Source organism: Agrobacterium salinitolerans (assembly GCF_027498475.1).
GTDB classification, from domain to species: domain Bacteria; phylum Pseudomonadota; class Alphaproteobacteria; order Rhizobiales; family Rhizobiaceae; genus Agrobacterium; species Agrobacterium salinitolerans.
In genome coordinates, this window is the sequence record NZ_JAPZLN010000004.1 from 422,907 (window position 1) to 441,075 (window position 18,169).

15 protein-coding genes and 1 tRNA gene are annotated in these 18,169 nt (G+C 58.7%); 13 read left to right on the top strand and 3 right to left on the bottom strand.

The window, feature by feature from the left end; translation table 11 throughout:
- Positions 1–87 precede the first annotated feature (87 nt).
- The 4 genes from O9X91_RS17145 (at position 88) to O9X91_RS17160 (ending at position 4,875) form a co-directional block, all read left to right on the top strand.
- On the top strand, positions 88–477 hold the full coding sequence (locus O9X91_RS17145; protein ID WP_035260778.1) for an acyl-CoA thioesterase: 390 nt from the start codon (positions 88–90) through the stop codon (positions 475–477).
- 169 nt (positions 478–646) lie between these two features.
- A complete protein-coding gene (locus O9X91_RS17150) occupies positions 647–2,890 on the top strand; it encodes a polysaccharide deacetylase family protein (RefSeq protein ID WP_142913375.1) in 2,244 nt (747 codons plus the stop codon).
- Positions 2,891–3,122: 232 nt separating this feature from the next.
- Positions 3,123–4,163, top strand: a complete 1,041-nt coding sequence (locus O9X91_RS17155) for a four-carbon acid sugar kinase family protein (protein WP_269824948.1) — start codon at positions 3,123–3,125, stop codon at positions 4,161–4,163.
- A 4-nt stretch (positions 4,164–4,167) separates the two neighbouring features.
- Positions 4,168–4,875, top strand: coding sequence for a FadR/GntR family transcriptional regulator (locus O9X91_RS17160; RefSeq protein ID WP_077984721.1), 708 nt, complete (start codon positions 4,168–4,170; stop codon positions 4,873–4,875).
- 47 nt (positions 4,876–4,922) lie between these two features.
- On the opposite strand, the gene O9X91_RS17165 is transcribed toward O9X91_RS17160, so the two are convergent.
- From O9X91_RS17165 to O9X91_RS17175, 3 genes are read right to left on the bottom strand one after another with little or no spacing between them, the layout of a single operon-like run.
- Positions 4,923–6,050 carry an iron-containing alcohol dehydrogenase gene (locus tag O9X91_RS17165; protein WP_269827169.1) on the bottom strand — a complete coding sequence of 376 codons (1,128 nt, stop codon included), beginning with the start codon at positions 6,048–6,050 and terminating at the stop codon, positions 4,923–4,925.
- A complete protein-coding gene (gene pdxA / locus O9X91_RS17170; RefSeq protein ID WP_269833320.1) occupies positions 6,047–7,003 on the bottom strand; it encodes a 4-hydroxythreonine-4-phosphate dehydrogenase PdxA in 957 nt (318 codons plus the stop codon). The genes O9X91_RS17165 and pdxA overlap by 4 nt, the downstream gene beginning before the upstream one ends.
- Positions 7,000–8,196, bottom strand: a complete 1,197-nt coding sequence (locus O9X91_RS17175; RefSeq protein ID WP_269827170.1) for a sialidase family protein — start codon at positions 8,194–8,196, stop codon at positions 7,000–7,002. Before O9X91_RS17175 ends, pdxA begins: the two co-directional genes overlap by 4 nt.
- 323 nt (positions 8,197–8,519) lie before the next feature.
- Between O9X91_RS17175 and O9X91_RS17180 the strand changes: the two genes are divergently transcribed.
- The 9 genes from O9X91_RS17180 to O9X91_RS17220 all read left to right on the top strand — a co-directional run bounded on the left by O9X91_RS17180 (position 8,520) and on the right by O9X91_RS17220 (position 18,051).
- Positions 8,520–10,028, top strand: a complete 1,509-nt coding sequence (locus tag O9X91_RS17180; RefSeq protein WP_173991335.1) for an ABC transporter substrate-binding protein — start codon at positions 8,520–8,522, stop codon at positions 10,026–10,028.
- A gap of 76 nt (positions 10,029–10,104) precedes the next feature.
- The gene (locus O9X91_RS17185; protein WP_077984726.1) at positions 10,105–11,019 is read left to right on the top strand and encodes an ABC transporter permease; all 915 of its coding nucleotides are present in this window, start codon (positions 10,105–10,107) and stop codon (positions 11,017–11,019) included.
- Between the two features lie 15 nt (positions 11,020–11,034).
- Positions 11,035–11,958: an ABC transporter permease gene (locus tag O9X91_RS17190; protein WP_269833319.1), complete on the top strand. Its 924-nt coding sequence runs from the start codon at positions 11,035–11,037 to the stop codon at positions 11,956–11,958.
- Positions 11,951–13,594 carry an ABC transporter ATP-binding protein gene (locus O9X91_RS17195; RefSeq protein ID WP_142913380.1) on the top strand — a complete coding sequence of 548 codons (1,644 nt, stop codon included), beginning with the start codon at positions 11,951–11,953 and terminating at the stop codon, positions 13,592–13,594. Before O9X91_RS17190 ends, O9X91_RS17195 begins: the two co-directional genes overlap by 8 nt.
- Positions 13,591–14,472, top strand: coding sequence for a dihydrodipicolinate synthase family protein (locus O9X91_RS17200; RefSeq protein WP_137412545.1), 882 nt, complete (start codon positions 13,591–13,593; stop codon positions 14,470–14,472). The genes O9X91_RS17195 and O9X91_RS17200 overlap by 4 nt, the downstream gene beginning before the upstream one ends.
- Before the next feature lie 196 nt (positions 14,473–14,668).
- Positions 14,669–14,758: transfer RNA gene (locus tag O9X91_RS17205), tRNA-Ser, on the top strand.
- 85 nt (positions 14,759–14,843) lie between these two features.
- Entirely contained in the window at positions 14,844–16,412 is a 1,569-nt protein-coding gene (locus tag O9X91_RS17210; protein ID WP_269834334.1) for a DUF6538 domain-containing protein, read from the top strand.
- 119 nt (positions 16,413–16,531) lie between these two features.
- Positions 16,532–16,951, top strand: coding sequence for a very short patch repair endonuclease (locus tag O9X91_RS17215; protein WP_269834335.1), 420 nt, complete (start codon positions 16,532–16,534; stop codon positions 16,949–16,951).
- Between the two features lie 140 nt (positions 16,952–17,091).
- Complete coding sequence (locus tag O9X91_RS17220) at positions 17,092–18,051, top strand: DNA cytosine methyltransferase (RefSeq protein ID WP_269834336.1); 960 nt, start codon at positions 17,092–17,094, stop codon at positions 18,049–18,051.
- Positions 18,052–18,169 lie beyond the last annotated feature (118 nt).

Consider the following 18,169-nt stretch of genomic DNA (forward strand, 5'->3'; position numbering starts at 1 on the left):
AGGGCTGCCGCGACAAATCGGCTATTGGCGGATGGGGTGCGGTTGTTTAAGTCCGGCAGCGGGAGGCTTGTGAAAGGACTTTGAGACATGGACCAGCAACCGCCTGCCGATATGGAACTCACGCTCAGAACGCTTGCGATGCCCGCCGATGCCAACCCGGCCGGCGATATTTTCGGCGGCTGGGTCATGTCGCAGATGGACCTTGCCGCTTTCGTCCGCGCCAATGATGTGGCTGGCGGCCGCACCGTCACCGTCGCAGTCAATGAGATCGTCTTCAAGAAGCCGGTCAAGATCGGCGATACATTGTGTGTCTATACCAAAATCGAAAAGATCGGCCGTACCTCCGTCACATTGAAGATCGAGGCGTGGACCCGCAGGCACTATCAGGATTCACGCGAAAAGGTGACGGAGGCCGTCTTCATCATGGTCGCGGTGGACGACAACGGCGATCCTCGTCCCGTCCGCAAGGAGGCGTGAGACGGCTTCCGCTTTTTTCAAAGCAATTCCGAAGCGCCTGCATATGACTAGAAGCATAGGCGTTTCGGATTTTTCGCAATTCGATATCCGTCCGCTCAATACTTTAGAAATATCCAATTTATTTATCAATTTTTGCGATCAAGATATGGAATAGGACGAGGATCAGGCTTTGACCATTCCAGGTGTTGTTATTGTCGGCGGCGCTCACGGCACGCTCGCCCTTGCGCGCAGCCTCGGCGCCCTGAATGTGCCTGTCTATTATCTCACCCATGATTCACCGTTGCCAGGCTGGTCGCGCTTCGTGCGGGAAACAATCCGCTGGGATGGCCCGCACGACGCCGGAGCAATGGAGTTCCTGCGTCAGATGGCGGCGAAACGTGGTTTGAAGGGCTGTCTGCTGGTGCCATCCGGTGACGGAGAGGTCCAGCTCGTTGCGCAGCATCGTGAGGAGCTTTCCGCTCTTTACAAGATCGTTTTGCCGGATTGGGCGGAGCTGCAATGGCTCTGCGAAAAACCGCTGCTTTATCAGCGCGCCGCAGAACTCGGCGTCGATATTCCGCGTACCTATGCACTGACATCGGCCGCTGACATCGACACGCTGGACATATTGTTTCCCGTCATTCTCAAGCCGAATATGGGGGGTGGCGATACCACCATCGCCCGGGCAAAAGTCATTCGCGCCGATGACCGCCATGCTTTGAAAACGGCTTTTGCCGATGCGAGTGAAGAGATCGGCGTCGGCAATGTCGTCGTGCAGGAACTCATTCCGGGTGGGGGAGAAAGCCAGTTCTCCTACGCGGCGCTCTGGCTGAACGGAGAGCCGGTAGCGGAATTCACTGCCCGGCGCGTCCGGCAATATCCTGTCGATTTCGGCTATACCAGCACCCGCGTCGAGGTCGTCGACAACGGGAAAGCGGTGGAGGCGGCCCGAAAAATACTGAAATCGGCCGGCCATAGCGGGCTGGTCGAGGCGGAATTCAAGCTCGACCCTCGGGACGGGAAACTCAAGCTTCTCGATGTCAATCCGCGTCCATGGTCATGGTTTGGCCTTTGCTCGGCGGCGGGCGTCGACCTTGGCGCCCTGCTATGGCGGGTCGCCAACGGTGAGCCGGTCGGTCCGCCCGGCGATGTGCGGCAGGGTGTTTCCTGGTCCTATCTTGTCCGCGACGCCGTTGCCGCTTTCACATTGGCCCGGAGGGGGCAGGCGAAAATTGGTGACTACCTTGCTTCTCTGGGCAAGATCCGCAGCTGGGCCGCCTTTGCGCCGAACGATCCCTTACCGGGCCTGATCGATCTGCCGCTGACGGTCTCGAGAGTCGTGAGAAAACGCCTTCTTCCCGGCCTGAGATCAGGACAATCGGGGAGAATTTTCTTTCAGCCGATAAAACGCCTTGTGAAATATGGAGTCATAAGGGCGGGGCTGGAGGTGAGTTCTCTCCCGGCCGTCCGTTCGGCATTTCCGTCTTTTGCCGGGCGTGGCGTAATCTTTACGCTTCATCATGTGCGCCCCGGAGGGGTTGTTTCGGCTTTCGCACCCAATGTGCAATTGTCCGTCACGCCGCAATTTCTGGAAGAGGCGATACAGGCCGCACTCGAATGCGGTCTTGTTCCTGTCCATCTGCACGATCTGCCGGCTCTGCTTGCCGATAATCACGAGGGCCGGTCCTTCTGCGCCTTCACGCTCGACGACGGCTATCGAAACAATGCCGAGTATGCCGCACCGATCTTCCGTAAATATGCCGTTCCCTACACGATTTTCATCACGCCGGGTTTTGTGGAGCGAACACGCAGCCTCTGGTGGGAAACCGCTGCTGCCTTGACGCAGAAAGCCGCGTCTTTCGAATTCGATTTCGGGGCGGGGCCGGAACTGGTGGCGTGCGCCAGCCCTTCGCAGAAAGCGGAGGCATTCACGCGGCTTGAAGATTTCGTCCAGAATTTTTCGGAAGACGAGGCGGTGGAAAGGATCGATCGTGTCGCGAGGCAGCATGGCGTCGATCCCATCGCGATCGTGGACGAACTTGTCATGGATGAAGACGAGATCAAGGCGCTGGCGCAAGACCCTCTGGTGCATTTCGGCGCACATACCGTGACGCATGTGAATATGCGCAAGGTCGATGCGACGCGTCTGGCTTATGAGATCGCGGAATCGACGCGTCGGGTGGAAGCTTATGTCGACCACCGGCCACGGTCCTTTTCTTATCCCTATGGCTGGGTAAAGGCCGTGGGAGAACGGGAAGCGAAAGCGGTTCACGACGCAGGATTTTCTGCAGCCGTGACCACGCAGGCTGGCGTTATCGATCCCCGTTGCCTTGAAAAGCCGACGCAGCTGCCGCGTGTATCGCTGAATGGTCGCTTTCAGAAAAAGCGTTTCGTCAACGCGCTCATTTCAGGTCTGCCCTTCCGGTTCATCTAGCGACCTTGTTCGTTCGCCATCTCTCGGCCGTCTTGCCAGATGTTTCTGCGGCTCGCATTTGGCGTTCTCTTTTGCCGTTTCCGATTTTTCTCTCGTCCTTCGAGCCTCTTTGCGGCTGATTGGTCAGTGCGAAAAGCTGTGTCGCAAATTTTGTTATTCACATCCACTTATCTATTGATTATAAATAAATTTATCGACAGTAAACATTACAACTTTTATGAAGACATCGCCCTTGCTATTAATTTTTGCCGATGATCTGACCGGAGCGCTCGACGCCGCCGCCCCTTTTGCCGGGCGCGGGCTGGCGACCGAGGTTGCCATCGGGCTTGACGGTGCGCGTGCGGCGTTGGCGGATGCGCCTGCCGTCCTTAGCGTCAATCTCGGCTGCCGCGACGGCGAGGCGGATGAAGCCCGCCGCCGCACGCGGGAACTGCTGGGGATGATTCCGGTCGATACCATCCTTTTCAAGAAGATCGATTCCCGCCTGAAGGGGCATATTGCGGCGGAAATGGATGCGATTTCCTATCGCCACGCGCTTGTCGCGCCCGCAATTCCGGATTTCGGACGCGTCGTTATTGGCGGAGCCGTTTCCGGCTTTGGCGTCGACGCTGCCATTCCGGTTCATGAAAGGCTTCGCGGGCATGCCGACCGTTGCACGATACCCGATACGCGATCAAAGGGCGAAATCGCCGAGGCTCTCGCCGCCGCGCAGGCGCAAGGGGCCGATCTTCTGGTCGGCGCGCGCGGGCTTGCCGAGGCGCTGGCTGAGGCGATGACGGCGCAGGCTGTTCCTGAGGCCGCGATCATTCCGGCCGGAAAGGGGCTTTTTGTCATCGGGTCTCGCGATCCGATCACGGTGGAGCAGATTGACGTTCTCAAAAGCGTTGGACCTGTTTCGATCATTGAGGCGCCGAATGGCGTCATGCCCCGCCACACCGATGACGGTGCCGGTCTGATGCTGGTTCAAGCGACGCAGGGTGCGGAAAATCTGTCGCCGCTTGCGGTTTCAGACCGGTTGGCGCAAGGCGTCGTGCCGCATTTTACCGCCGGAGCGGCGAGACTGCTGTTGTCAGGTGGAGCCACGGCGGAGGCCGTGCTGCGGGCCATGGGCGTTTCGCGCTTGCGTCTTGCCGGCGAATGCCTGCCGGGTCTCGGCGTGGGCTGGTCCGGCGATCAATGCATCATTGCGAAGTCCGGCGGTTTTGGGCAAGCTGACACGTTGAAACGGATCGCGAAAATGATGCTTGGCGACAATGACGCTGGAGAGAGCTGACCAGATGGGGCTGATGAAAGAAACGGCGCGCAAGGCACTTCCGGACATTATTTTCGAGAGAATGCACCGCGCGATCAAATCCGGCGCCTACAAGCCGGATGAGCGGCTGCCGACCGAGCATGAACTCGCCATGGAATTCGAAGTATCGCGACCGGTGGTGCGCGAGGCACTCCGGCGGCTGCGCGAACAGGGTTTCATCTATTCCCGCAGAGGCTCCGGCAGCTATGTCAGGGCCTTCGGCCTGCGCGAGCCGCTCGGCTTCGGACAGCTTGAAAACGTCGCGGACCTTCTCAACTGTTACGAATTCAGGCTGACGCTGGAGCCGGCAGCGGCGGCAGCGGCGGCTCTGCGGCACGATGGTGAGAGACTTGCGGCGATCCGGAAGGCGCTCGAACTGATGCGGGATGCGACCAATCGCCAGTCCCACCGCGAGGATGCCGATTATCAGTTTCATCTCGCCATCGCACGGGCGGCGCGGAACAGTTATTTCTCCACTGCGATGGAAGCGCTGAAAGACCATATTGCCGTGGGAATGAAGTTCCACGGCATGTCATTGAAGCGGGAAGCATCCGGCCTGACGCGTGTTTTTGCCGAGCATGAGGCAATCGCAAAGGCGATTGCCGATGGGGATGCAGAGGCGGCACGCCAGCTGATGCTCCAGCACCTGACCGGATCGCGCGACCGCCTGTTTGAGTCTTCGCACACGGATTAAGCGGGTGACCGAAGACCGATGCGCGCGCCCGCGCACCGGAATTTTGCTCAGAAGGCGTGGCGATAAACGCCGAGCACATCCTCGAGGCTCATGTCGACGGGGTTGTTGTCCATCAGCCGGCGGATGGCATGCGCATTCTCAGCGTAGCGGGGAAGATCGGCTTCAATGGCGCCGTGCCGTGCAAGCGACATTTCGATGCCGAGTCCGGCACAGAAATCCGTCGCCGCCTTGCGCAAATCATCAGGCGAAAGATGTTCGCGAAGCCCGAGCGCTCCCGCCACCTCCGCCGTCTTCGCAGAAACCGCGGGCTGGTTGAAGGCCAGAACATGCGGAAAGACGATGGCGTTCGCCAGCCCGTGCGGCAGGTTAAGAAGCGTGCCGAGCGGATAGGCGATGGCATGGCCGGCGGCCGTATTGACCGGACCAAGGCAGATGCCGCCATAATACGAGGCAAGCATCATGCCTTCCCGCGCTTCAGTATCCGCACCATCGCGGACGGCGCGCGCCAGATATTTACCGACCAGTGCAAATCCCATGCGTGCGAAACCGTCGATCATCGGGTGGGCCTTGCGGTTGGTGAAGGCTTCGACGCAATGGGCCATGGCATCCACACCCGTTGCCGCCGTAACGGCTGATGGGACCGAATAGGTGAGTTCCGGATCGAGCACGGCGAAATCCGCGATCAGATGAGGGCTTTCGACCGCGATCTTGCTGCCTTTTACCGGGTCTGTGATAAGCGAACGGATGCCGGCTTCGGAGCCGGTTCCGGCGGTGGTGGCGATCTGCACCAGCCGCGTGTTGCGCCCGGCAACCCTGTTCGGTCCAGCCACATCCTCAAGCGTCTGGCCGGAATTCCAGAGCGCCGCGACCAGCTTCGCCACATCCATTACCGAACCGCCGCCGAGGCCGATGACGAGATCCGGCTTGGCGGCGCTTGCCGCGGCAAGGGCGGCTTCGAGCGTTGTGGTGTCCGGCTCGCCGGGAATGGCGTCGAAGACAGTGAAAGGACCCGGCAATTGCAGCCGTTCGGCAAATTTGGCCGTCAGCGGTGTGGCGATAACGAGGGTCGATGCGGTTTTCCCCGCCCAGACGCCGACCTGTGAAACGGTGCCAGCGCCAACGGCGAGCCGGCGTGGCTGATGGATGAGAATGGGAGCTGTTGACATGGTGCTCATCCCTTTCGATCCTTGCCGGCCACCAGCTTGCGCGCATAGGCGATGGCCGCATTCATGTTGCCGTGATTGGCGATGCCCTTGCCGGCGATATCGAAAGCCGTGCCGTGATCGACGGAGGTGCGGTCTATCGGCAGATCGACGGAGACATTGACGGCGGTGTCGAAAGCGACAAGTTTGATCGGGATATGGCCCTGATCGTGATATTGCGCGACGACGAGATCGAAAGCGCCGGAATAAGCCCGGTGGAACACGGTATCGGCGGAAATCGGTCCCTGAACTTCGATGCCTTCGGCGCGTGCGGCGGCGACCGCCGGTGCGATCTGATTGTCATCCTCATTGCCGAACAGGCCGTTTTCACCGCAATGCGGGTTGATGCCGGCAACCGCGATGCGCGGTTGACCATAACCGATGCGTTTCAGATGCGCGTTGCCGGCGCGGATGGTCGCAAGCACGCGCTCCGTCGTCGCGCGGGTAATGGCTTCCTGCAAGGAGACATGGGTGGAAACGTGAATGACCTTCAACCGTTCGGAGGCGAGCAGCATATAGGCAGTCGAGGAGCCGGTGAGGCTTCGCAACATGCCGGTGTGGCCATCATAATGGTGACCGGCGAGGTTCAGGGCTTCCTTGTTGATCGGCGCGGTAACGATGCAGCCGATTGCGCCCGCTTCGGCATCGCGAACAGCCTTTTCGATAAAGCGGAACGCGGCGTCTCCGGCAACAGGCGACAATGTACCCCAAGGCAGCGGCGCACCCTCCACTGGCAGGTCGACCACGTGCTGAGAAAGATCGATATCAACGCCGAGCGCATCCCGCGCCGCTTCCAGCGTGGCGAGGTTGCCGTAAATCCGCGTCGCTGCACGATCCGAACCGGACATTTCGGCGAGCGCCCGCACCGTGATTTCCGGGCCGACACCACAGGGATCACCCATGGTGATGCCAATAATATTGCTCATCTTTGTCTCCCGTCGTTCTCGTCAGCCCAGCCGGGCGCCAGCCGGACATATTTGATTGCGCGGCGATGATAGGTGTAGCTTGCATGCAGCGTACCGTCCGGCGCTTCCAGAAGCCACGGATAGGACATTTCCAGATTGCGCCCATCGGTCGAATCGTTCGAAAGGCAGGTGCCCGGCCCGTCTTCGATCAGGATCCGGGTGGCAAAACTGCGCCCGTCATCGTCGGACAGGCAGATCGAAACAGGCGCGCGCGGCACGCCCCAGACGGGAACGCACCCGCCGCTCGGATCGGCATCCGGCCTGTCGTCGTCCTCTCCCAGTTCGTCGTAAAGCGAGGCGCGGCGATCGCTCGACTGCGCGGCATTGACGGGGTTGCAGATCATAGCCAACCTGCCATTGTTGAGCTTGATGACCGCAATGGAGGAATTATTGTTGGGCACATCGGTCGGCTCCGGCTTTGACCACGAGCGGCCGCCATCGGCGCTTTGCGTGCGGTAGACGAAGTCAGCCTGACGGCGGCGGAAGAGGGCGGCGTAGTCCCCATTCGTCACCGCAACCGGGCTCATATGCACGCAGCCGGTCGATTCTTCCAGATCCTGCAATCGCCAGGTCGCACCATTGTCCGTGGATATGCCGAGCGCTGCCGTATCGTGGCTACCGTTCCATTTCTGGCCGGGGCGCTGGATGCAACGGAAGATCGGCAGCAGCCAGGCACCGTCATCTCGGATGCGCAGCGGCGCGCGGATGAAGCAGCCCTGCGGGAGATCGAGAAAACGTCCTTCCTCGGAAACAAGCTTTTCCGGCGCAGTCGCGTCGCGGTGGATCCGCGCCATGCGAATGCGGCATTCATCCTGATTACCGGAGGGCTGAGCGGTATGAAACAGCCACAGAACGCCATCCGGCGCGGTGAAGACAACCGGGTTCTGTTCGGAATGGGAGGGGTCGTGGCTCAGTCGCTGCGGCGGTCCCCACCGGGTTGCACCCGCCGTCAGTACGGATGCGAAAATCGAAATATCCGATTTTCCTTCCAGCGTGCCGCCGAACCATGCGCAGAGCAGGGCGCCATCGTCCAGAAGGTGCAGGAAGCTCGCATGGTTCTGAATCATGGGCGACGGCAGAAAGGCTTCCTGCCGGTTTTCCGACACAGCATGCATGGCTCCGGTCATGGCGCGAGCGATGTCATCAGGGGTCATCATGGTCTCCTCTTGTCTCGATGAAAATGACATATTCAAAAAGTTGTCAAGTTTATTTGATAGAAAATGAGGATTCGATATTTTTGATTTTTGGAATTAAACTTTTGTTTTTAAATAATAAAATTAATGAATTTGGCTTTAATAAAAATTGCCTTCGAAAAATAAATTGACAAAAAACGTGATAGCGTCGATGCTTCGCTAACGGGTGGAGGAGACAATCATCCGCATGCCATGCTCCTTAATGCAGGAGACGGGGATTTTTCAAATGCCCCTTGCGGCGCGCCGCCATGTTGCTGAATTTCTGAATCTGGGAGGAGAACGGAATGAAGAAGTCATTGATTGCGGGCGCCCTTGTCTTGGGTTCCTTCAGCGCCGCGGTTTCGCCGGCGCTCGCGGCATCGGGTCCGATCAAGATCGTGCTGGCGGAAGAGGCGGACCTGCTGGAGCCCTGCATGGCCACCCGCTCCAACATCGGTCGCATCATCATGGAAAATGTCAGCGAGACGCTGACGGAGCTTGATGTGCGCGGCAACAAGGGTGTTCAGCCGCGCCTTGCCGAGAAGTGGGAGCAGAATGCCGATGGAAGCTGGCGTTTCCACCTGCGTGAAGGCGTAAAGTTTTCCGACGGCACGGCGTTCGATGCCAAGGACGTCAAGCACAGCTTCGAACGCATTATGAGCGACAAGAACGCCTGCGAGTCCCGTCGTTATTTCGGTGGCATGACGGTGACCCCATCAATCGTTGATGACTACACGATCGACTTCAAGGCCGAACCGGCGCAGCCTATTCTGCCGCTCTTGATGTCGCTGGTCACCATCGTTCCGGAAGAAACCAAGATGGAATTCATCCGAGAGCCTGTCGGCACCGGGCCCTACAAGCTGACCGACTGGACGCCGGGTCAGCAAATTGTGCTCACCGCGCGCGACGATTATTGGGGGGGCAAACCGCAGGTGACGGAAGCGACCTATCTTTTCCGCGCCGATCCTTCGGTTCGCGCGGCCATGGTACAGACCGGCGAAGCCGATCTCTCGCCTTCGATTTCCCAGCTGGACGCCACCAATACGAAGACCGACTTTTCCTATCTCGACAGCGAGACGGTCTATATGCGTCTCGATCACAATATTGAGCCGCTGAACGATGTGCGGGTGCGCCGCGCGCTCAACCTCGCCATCGACCGGCAGGCCTTCCTCGGCACGCTGGTTCCAGAAGGCGCCGTGCTGGCCACCGCGCTCGTTCCACCGACAACGCTTGGCTGGAACCCCGACGTCAAGGTCTTCCCCTATGACCCCGAGGGCGCAAAAAAGCTGCTCGAGGAAGCAAAGGCTGCCGGTGTGAAGGTGGATACGCCGATCACCATCATCGCGCGTACCGCGAATTTCCCCAACGTCACCGAGATCATGGAGGCGATCCAGCAGCAATTGCAGGATGTCGGCTTCAAGATCGACCTGAAATTCGTGGAAGTGGCCGAGCACGAAAGCTATTATTCCAAGCCCTTCAAGGAAGGCCGCGGACCGCAGATTGTCGCCGCCATGCACGACAATTCCAAGGGCGACCCGTCCTTCACCATGTTCTTCAAATATGCCACCAAGGGCACACAGTCCGGCTTCTCGGACAAGAAGGTTGACGATCTGATTGAACGTGCATCCGCAGCGGTCGGTGACGAGCGCGCCAAGCTCTGGTCGGAACTCATCGCTTATCTGCACGACGATGTGGTGGCCGACGTGCTGCTGTTCCACATGGTCGGCTTCTCCCGCGTCTCGGAGCGGCTGGACTTCAAGCCCACCATCTCCACGAACTCGATGCTGCAGCTTTCGGAAATCGGCATCAAATAAGACCCCGCGTCTTGTCAATTGAGAAGCGGCGGCGCAGCGAAAGCTTCGCCGCCGCATTGAAAAACCGGAGGCAACCATGCTGAGTTTCATCCGAAAACGTTCCGTTGCGAGCTTGATCTCCCTGATCGGCCTCATCGTGATGGTTTTCTTCCTGTCGCGCCTGACGGGGGACCCGGCCGCATTGTTTCTGCCGGTGGAGGCTTCGGAGGAGTTGAAGCAGCAGTTTCGGGCGCTGCACGGGCTGAACGATCCGCTGACGGTGCAGTTCCTGCGCTATGCGGGCGATGTGATGACGGGTGATCTCGGAGAATCACTGAGAAAAGCGCGCCCGGCGCTGGATGTGGTGCTGGAGGCTTTTGTCTGGACGCTCTGGCTCGCTGTCATCACCATGTCGCTCGTTACCTCCGCCGCCATAGTCATCGGTTCGCTTGCGGCTTTCCGCTCTGGTGGCTTCTTCGACCGCATGGCTTCCAGTATCTCGCTCATCGGTGCATCCGTGCCGGATTTCTGGCTGGCGATCGTCGCCATCGTCGTCTTCTCTGTCAATCTCGCCTGGTTGCCCACGTCGGGAACGGGCTCCGTGCTGCACTGGATATTGCCGATCGCAGTCCTTTTTGTGCGCCCCTTCGGCATTATCGTGCAGGTGGTGCGCGGTTCGATGATCGGTGCTTTGTCCTCGGCCTATGTCAAGACGGCGCGCGCCAAGGGCGTGAAGTCGGGTCCGATCATTTTCATCCATGCTTTGCGAAACGCCATGCTGCCGGTCATCACCGTCATTGGCGATCAGGCGGCAAGCCTTCTCAATGGCGCCGTCATCGTCGAAACGATTTTCGGTTTTCCCGGCGTTGGCAAGCTGATGATCGATTCCATTCTTCAGCGCGATTTCAACGTCGTGCTGGCCGCCATTCTCGTGACCGCGCTGGCGATCTTCCTGATGAATCTTCTGATCGATATCGCCTATGCGCTCCTTGATCCGCGTATCCGGCACTGAGGAGGCCGTTCAGCCATGAGCCTTTCCAGCGCCGACAACGAGATCACCGCCGAGCCGTCCTTCGCAACACGTATGCTGCGCATGTTGTGGGCGGATAAATTCGCGCTCTGCGCCGCGATCTTCCTCATCGTCGTCGTTATCCTCGCTTTTGTCGGCCCGGCATGGCTTGGCGATCTGGCGACGAAACAGAACCTGCGCGGGCGCAACCTCGCCCCGTTCGACTGGCAGCGCGAGTGGTATTTCTGGCTGGGGGCGGATGCGCTCGGCCGTTCGCTTCTCGCGCGCATTGTCGCCGCCACGCAAAACACGATGATGATCGCCGCCGGCGCGGTGCTTCTTTCCGCCATTACCGGCGCCGTGCTCGGGCTGATTGCCGGTTTTTCCTCCGACCGTGCCGGTCAGATCATCATGCGGCTTGCTGATGTTATCATGTCGTTCCCGTCGCTCTTGATTGCGGTCATCGTGCTTTATCTGCTCGGCTCCTCCATCCTCAACCTGATGCTGGTTCTCGCCATCACCCGCATTCCCGTTTACATCCGGACGACAAGGGCGGAGGTGCTTGAAGTGCGCGAGCGTATGTTTGTGCAGGCGGCGCGCGTGATGGGCGCATCCGGCAAGCGCATCCTGTTCCGCCACATCCTGCCCGTCGTGTTGCCGACGCTGACGACGCTTGCCACGCTTGATTTCGCCTATGTGATGCTGGCGGAAAGCGCGCTGTCCTTCCTCGGTATCGGCATTCAGCCGCCGGAAATCACCTGGGGCCTGATGATTTCGCAGGGGCGGCAATATCTCACCAATGCCTGGTGGCTGTCCTTCTGGCCGGGACTTGCCATCATCCTCACAACCCTGTCGCTCAACCTGCTTTCCAACTGGCTGCGCATCGCGCTTGACCCCGTGCAGCGCTGGCGCCTGGAAATGAAAGGCCGCAAGCATGGCTGACCGTCTTCTCGACGTGCGCAACCTGTCCGTGGAGTTCCACACCGCAAGCGGTGTCGTCCATGCGGTAAAGGATGTCTCCTACCATATCGACCGTGGCGAAACGCTGGCCATCCTCGGCGAAAGCGGTTCGGGCAAGTCGGTATCGTCCTCGGCCATCATGAACCTCATCGACATGCCGCCCGGACATATCGGCGGCGGTCAGATATTGCTCGACGGTCAGGACCTTCTGACCATGCCGACCGAGGCGCGCCGCGAGATCAACGGCCGGCGCATCGCCATGATCTTTCAGGACCCGCTTAGCCACCTCAATCCGGTCTATACCGTCGGTTGGCAGATCCGCGAGGCGATGACCACCCATGGCATGAGCAAGGCGGCGGCGGAAACGGAGGCGAGGCGGCTTGTCGCCCGCGTCGGCATTCCTGACCCGGACGGGGCCTTGAAGAAATATCCGCATGAATTTTCCGGCGGTCAGCGCCAGCGCGTCATGATCGCCATGGCGCTGGCGCTTCGGCCCGATCTCCTGATCGCCGATGAGCCGACCACCGCGCTTGACGTGACGGTGCAGGCTGAGGTGCTTTCGCTGCTCAAGGAATTGCAGCGGGAAACCGGCATGGCCGTGCTCATCATCACTCACGATCTCGGCGTCGTCGCCGAAATCGCCGATCGCGTGGTTGTGATGGAAAAGGGTGTTCTGGTCGAGGCCGGCACGGTTCGCGAGGTCTATCGAAATCCGCAACACCCCTATACCCGCAAGCTCATCAGCGCAGCACCCGGCAAGGGCGACATGCATGAGCCGCAGGGGGTGGGCGAAGCGCTGCTCAGCGTGCGTGACGTGCGCAAGCGTTACGGCGCCTTCGAGGCGCTGAAGGGCATTTCCTTCGACCTCATGCCCGGAGAAACCATTGCCGTCGTCGGTGAAAGCGGTTCTGGCAAATCGACGCTGGCGCGTATTCTCTTGCGGCTGGACGAGCCGGATGCGGGCAGCGCCTTGTGGAAGGGCCGCGACCTTTTCAAGCTCTCGCCTGCTGAACTTTTTGCGCTCCGGCGCGATTTGCAGATGGTGTTTCAGGACCCCACCCAGTCGCTCAATCCGCGCATGACCGTGTTTCAATTAATTTCCGAGGCCTGGGTCATCCATCCGGAGATATTGCCCAAGGCAAGATGGCGTGAACGGGTTGCCGAATTGCTGCATCAGGTGGGTCTCTCGCCGGAACATATGCGCCGTTATCCGCACCAGTTCTCCGGCGGTCAGCGGCAGCGGATCGCGATTGCCCGCGCATTGGCGCTGGAACCCAAGCTCATCATCTGCGACGAAGCGGTCTCGGCTCTCGATGTCTCGGTTCAGGCGCAGGTCATAGCACTTCTGGATAAGCTGCGCCGCGAAATGGGCCTCTCCTTCATCTTCATCGCGCATGATTTGCCGGTTGTTCGGGATTTTGCCGATCACGTCATGGTCATGCAGGGGGGAGAGATTGTAGAGTTCGGTACCGTCCGACAGGTGTTCGAAGCGCCGTGCGAGGCCTATACCCGTGCCCTTCTGTCCGCGAGCCTCGATCCAGACCCTGATATGCAATCCCAGCGTCATCCGTCCGTTTCCGGCGATGCCGTCGCAAATTCAAGCGGAGTTCTTTCATGAGCAAACAAGCTTTCGTCGCGCTCGTTACCTGTTTCAACGAGGACGAAACCATCAACTATGAGGCAACCCGCGCGCAGGTGCGCCGCCAGGTGGCGGCCGGTAACAACATTATGTGCGCCGGGACCAATGGCGATTTTACCGCGTTGACGCATGCGGAAAAAATCCGGCTGACCGAAGAGGTGGTGGACGAAGTTGCCGGCCGTGCCAAGGTCATCGTGAATGCGGGCATGCCCGCCACATTCGAAACCCTGCAACTTGCCAAAGCCTTCGACCGCATCGGCGTCGACGGTATCGCCGTCATCACGCCCTTCTTCATCGCCTGCACGCAGGATGGCCTGATCCGCCATTTCTCGACAGTGGCCGATGCCGTTGAAACGCCGGTCTATCTCTATGACATTCCCGCCCGCACCCAGAACCACATAGAGCCTGAAACCGCACGCAAACTCGCCATCCATGGCAATATCGCAGGCATCAAGGATTCCGGCGGCGCTCAGCAGACGCTCGAAGCCTATCTTCAGGTGGCAAAGGAGATGCCGGGTTTCGAGGTCTATTCCGGCCCGGATCACCTCGTTCTCTGGTCGTTACAGAACGGCGCGGCGGGCTGCATTTCCGGCCTCGGCAACGCACTGCCGGATGTCCTGGCCGGCATTCTCAACGCTTTCAACGCCGGCGATATCACCGAGGCCGAACGCCAGCAGGCGATCTACACTGACTTCCGCACCGATCTCTACGCCCTCGGCTTCGCACCGGCCATGGTCAAGCGCTCGCTTTATCTCCAGGACTCTTCCGTCGGCGCCAGTCGCCAACCGGCCCTTCTGCCGGATAAAGCGCAGGATGAAAAAATCCTGGAAATCTTGCGGCGTTATCAACGGCTTTGACGCCGTGAGCGACTGTAACGCGCACCGCAGCGGATCGTGTGCCTCACCTTAAAAATATCTGCCAAACGGCCATCATCAAAAGCATTTCCCTAGCCTGATCCATGGCGAATAATTTGTGACATAAACACGAAATTCCCCTTGTCAGCCCCGCCATTGATGTTTAAGAGGAGCGCGCAACGCAAGCGTTCGCGCATGCGGAGAGGTGGCAGAGTGGTCGAATGCACCGCACTCGAAATGCGGCATACCTGCAAGGGTATCGTGGGTTCGAATCCCACCCTCTCCGCCATAATTTCCAAAAGCCATTGAAAACGCTCAAGCTATTGAGTTTCAGGGATTCTTAACCGCCGTTTTGGTACACAAAGGCGGTACACATGGTCCTTCAAATGGCACGCCCTCAAAGACACCCGACTACTGGTATTTTCCAGCTTCGTAAACGTGTTCCAAAACACCTGATTCCACTCGTAGGCAAGCGAGAGGAGAAAGTCAGCCTTGGGACACGTGACCCTTCTGAGGCTAAAATCCTGCATGCACGAGCGCTCGCACTCATAGAGGCCCGCTGGAGGCAATTGTCGGCCGGGGTGATCTCACTGTCTCAAAAGCAAGCTGTAGCCATGTCCGGGGAAATATATCGCGCGATGGTCCGCGAAAGCGAGGACGATCCGGGCTTGCCAGAACATAGACATGCTTCGCTATTGCCCGACTATCTCCATCTTCGCCCGGGGGAGGTCAAAGTTATCCAATTGACAAAGAATGATGCCTTGTTCGAGCGCGTCATGGAAACATATAAGGTACGTCGCAACGACAAATCCATCAAGCATTACCTCAGTACTCGCGGCTACCGCGTGGATGAGGCAAGTATGGAGCTTCTTCGAAACGCGGTTGCCACCGCCGTTCTTCAAGCAAAAGAACATCTTCTCAAACTGTCCAAGGGGGACTATCGGCCCGATCCAGACGCCGAGCGCTTCCCTGCGCTTGATCTAGCTCCGAGAAAAAATGGCACTGAGGAGTCTCGGAAATACGACTTGCTCCAAGTTTTCGAAGACTTCGTCGCCGAGAAGCAACAGGCGTCGTCAACTTATAAGAAATGGAAGGGGATTATTGCAAAGGTGGCGCTCGAGGTGCCAGATATCCGCGATTTGACCGCCGACTGGGTCGTTGACTGGAAAGATAGCCTCCTCAAAAAAGGCCTAAGCGCCGTTTCTATTAGAGATGGTCACTTGGCATGCCTTCGCGCAACATGCACGTGGGCAAAAGGAAACAGGCGTATACAGGCCAACCCGCTTGATGGAATAACGGTGGCGGTACCTCATAAGACGACCACCCGCCAGAAGTGGTTTACAGTCGAGGAAGTGACGTCGATCTTGAAAGGCTCGCTTGCTACGCCGCCGGCAAGGTGCTCACCTGAGATGAAGGCCGCTTATCGTTGGGTTCCCTGGCTATGTGCTTATACGGGAGCTCGCGTAGGAGAAATTGCGCAGCTCCGCAAGGAAGATATCCAAGATCACGATGGACATACACTGATCTGGATCACTCCCGAGGCCGGGTCGACAAAGAACCGGAACCCACGCTTCGTCGCCATTCATTCACATCTCGTGGAGCAGGGATTCCTAGACTTTGTGGAAGCACGACGGAAAGGTCCATTATTCTACGATCCCTCTCGGCACCGTGGCGGAACAGAAGGTAATCCGCAGTATAACAAGGTCGGTGAACGATTGGCGGAGTGGGTTAGGAAGCTTGGCGTTGATGATGACAGGATAAGGCCAAACCACGCTTGGCGTCATCTTTTCAAAACCGAAGCACGCGGTGTGTATATGGACGTGGGTGCACGCGATTACATGCAGGGTCATATTCCCGCGACCGAAGGGGAAGCATATGGCGGTTTCAAACCTCACGTATTGGCGCATGAAATGGCGAAGTTTCCGAGGTTTGAAATTAAATAAAAGGCATCGCCTGAGCGCTTGCGCGACGGCGATGAAGCCCAGTCGCCCCCGCGGGGGCGTGAGGCCCTTCCCTGGGGGAGGGCCGCAGCACCGCCCTTGGGCGGGGTGGGGGGATTGCCATGGCTGAAACAAGTGAGCAGCGGAGCAACACAATGTCTCGCATCCGCTCCACGAATACCAAACCGGAAATGGTTGTCAGGAAGCTGATCCATTCTCTCGGGTATCGCTATCGCCTACACCGCAAGGACCTTCCTGGGAAACCTGATATTACCTTCGGGCCGAGGCGGAAGATCATAGAAGTTCGCGGCTGCTATTGGCATGCCCATCTTCGTTATGACCCTACATGTTGGGAGGCTCGATCCGAAGCCAAATCGAACAAGGCGTACTGGGGTCCGAAGATGGATCGGAACGTCGAGCGAGATCAGAGGAACCTGGCGCTTCTGGATGAGGCCGGCTGGGCGGTGCTTGTTATCTGGGAATGTGAACTCCGTGACATCGATGCCATCCGAGATCGGATCAAGCAGTTCCTCGGGAAGTAATTCTGTGGGTTCTCGCTCCGTTCTCCCGGTTAAGCTTGGGGAAACCTTGTAGAAATATCTTGACGATGAACCCGTTGCGCTGACTCGATCAGCATGCTATTGCGACTGTGTTCTTCTTTTGTTCTTAAATGGAGGCCTCAATGTCTTTTACCTCACTTGAGATGTGCGCCGGGGCCGGCGGTCAAGCACGCGGTCTGGAGCTCGCTGGCTTCGACCATGCCGGCGTTGTCGAGATCGACCGTGACTGCTGCGAGACGCTTCGACTGAATCGCAAGCAGTGGACCGTTCACGAGGAAGACCTGTCTCTGTTCGACGGCACTGGGTACAAGGGCGTCGACCTCCTCGCGGGCGGTTTGCCATGCCCGCCGTTCTCCGTCGCCGGCAAGCAACTCGGCGACAAGGATGAGCGTAATCTGTTTCCAGCCGCGATCCGTCTCGTGGACGAGACGCGTCCCAAGGCGATCATGATCGAGAACGTCCGCGGTTTCCTGTCCGCTGTCTTCGAGGACTATCGTGGCTTCATCAGAGGCGAGTTGAAGAAGCTCGGCTATGAAGCCCACTGGCGTCTGTTCAACGCTTCGGATTACGGTGTTCCGCAACTCCGTCCGCGAGTAATCATCATCGCCTTGCGCGACGACATTAAAGATAACTTTGAATGGCCGGCTCCGTCTCCTGTCGATGCGCCTACGGTTGGTGAGACGCTGGTTGACTTAATGGCTGCCAATGGTTGGAAAGGTGCGAAAGCATGGGCGAAGCGCGCCAATGACGTCGCCCCAACTTTGGTCGGCGGCTCGAAAAAACACGGTGGACCCGACTTGGGGCCGACGCGCGCGAAAATGGCATGGGCCACCCTTGGTGTGAATGGGAAGACTATAGCTGAGGAGGCTCCTGAACCCGACTTCGTTGGCATGCCCCGACTTACAGTCCGCATGGCTGCGAGAATCCAAGGCTTCGATGACGCATGGCAGTTTCACGGTCGGAAGACGGCAGCTTACCGCCAAGTCGGAAACGCCTTTCCGCCACCTGTCGCCAAAGCTGTTGCTTCGAAACTCCGAGATGCGATTGAAACCCGAACGCTTTATCAGGCATTGGCCGTTTAGGGAGTGGAGCTGACACTTCCTTCTGCGTCGAGACACGGAGGGGATTCTATGCTGCCCTAGTCAAGGGTGGGATTACTTCGATTGCCGCTGCCGGCGTTCCTTTCATTGCTGACAGCAT